General features: G+C 76.2%; 1 protein-coding gene. It reads right to left on the bottom strand.

From position 1 onward, the window contains the following. A partial coding sequence (locus OPU66_RS14885) for a hypothetical protein (RefSeq protein ID WP_498554429.1) occupies nt 1-1,265 on the bottom strand: 1,265 nt, incomplete at both ends.

Raw genomic sequence — 1,265 nt, 5'->3', positions numbered from 1 at the left:
GCCGCCAGCAGCGCCCACGCCGGGTCCCCGGCCGGGCGCGCCGCGGCGACCACCGCCCAGCGCGCGGCGGCATCATCCAGCCCGGCGGTCAGCATCGCCGCGATCAGCGTGCCGGCATCATCGCCATGATCCTCGGCGGGGGCGATGCGCGCGGCGGCCCGCGCCGTCAGCACCAGCCGCGCATGGCGCAGCATCGGGTTGCCCGGCTCGCTCCACAGGCCGCGCAGCGCCTCCAGCCGTTCAGCGGGGCCGTCACCGCTATAGGCGGTGCGCAGCCGGTCACCCAGCGTGCCGCCGACTTCGCCCGGATCGGTCGCGTCGAACGCCGCGCCGACCAGATCGACATAGCCAAGGTTGGACAGCACGCCGAGCGCCGCCGCCCAGCCCGCCGCATCCAGCCGTTCGCCCGCGCTGCGCATCGGCGCGCGCGCCGCCCAGCCGCGCACCTGCACCCCCGCGGTGTCGAACAGCGGGGCCGGGATCGGCACGTTGAGCGCGCTCGCCAGCCCGAACCGCCAGACGGTCAGCCGGTCCACGCCCGTCCATTCGATATTGACCGCGCGCCGCCCGCCTGCCGCGCCGACCAGCTTTTCGGCGAGCAGCAGATCGATGCCGCGCACCCGGCCGCGCCGCCGGGCGCTGTCGATCAGCGCATTGGCGCTGCCGGTTTCGCCCGACATCGCCGCGCACATCGCCCGCGCCAGATCCCAGGCGGGTTCGCGGCTCACCGTCTCGGCCGCGCCGGTCAGCCCGCACAGGGCCGCCGGATCGCCGGTCGCGAGCGCCACCTGCTGAGCAACGCCGATCAGCCGCGGCGTGAAGCTTGCCAGATCGACGCCCGATACTAGCATCCGCGCCGCATCCGCCTCGCCCATCCGCAGCAGCAGCCAGGCGCGTTCGGCCACCCAGTCGGCCCCGGCCAGGCCGCGCGGCGCGGCGGCGCGGGTCAAAAGCGCGCGGCGGAGCAGGATCGACGCCCAGCGCGAGGCGACGGGCGCGCGCGTGCCGCTGAGCAACGCTGCCAGATACCGGCCATCGGCCGCGCCCCACAAAGCGTCGCCAAGCCCGCCATGCGCGGTGTCGAGCACACCGACCAGATCGGGCGACCGCCGCGCCGGTTCGGGCAGATCATAGGGATCGACCGGCAGCGCCGCGAGCGGATCGGCGGGATCGGCAGGCGATGCCCCGGGCGTCGGCAGGCCGGGCCGGGCTGCAACGCCGGCTGCCGGAAACGCGCCGGGCAGGAGCGGTGCCGGCCGCTGGCC

Source organism: Sphingomonas sp. URJC2 (assembly GCF_059803575.1).
Note: the sequence above shows the minus strand (reverse complement) of the source record. Positions and strands in the feature narration are given on the sequence as shown.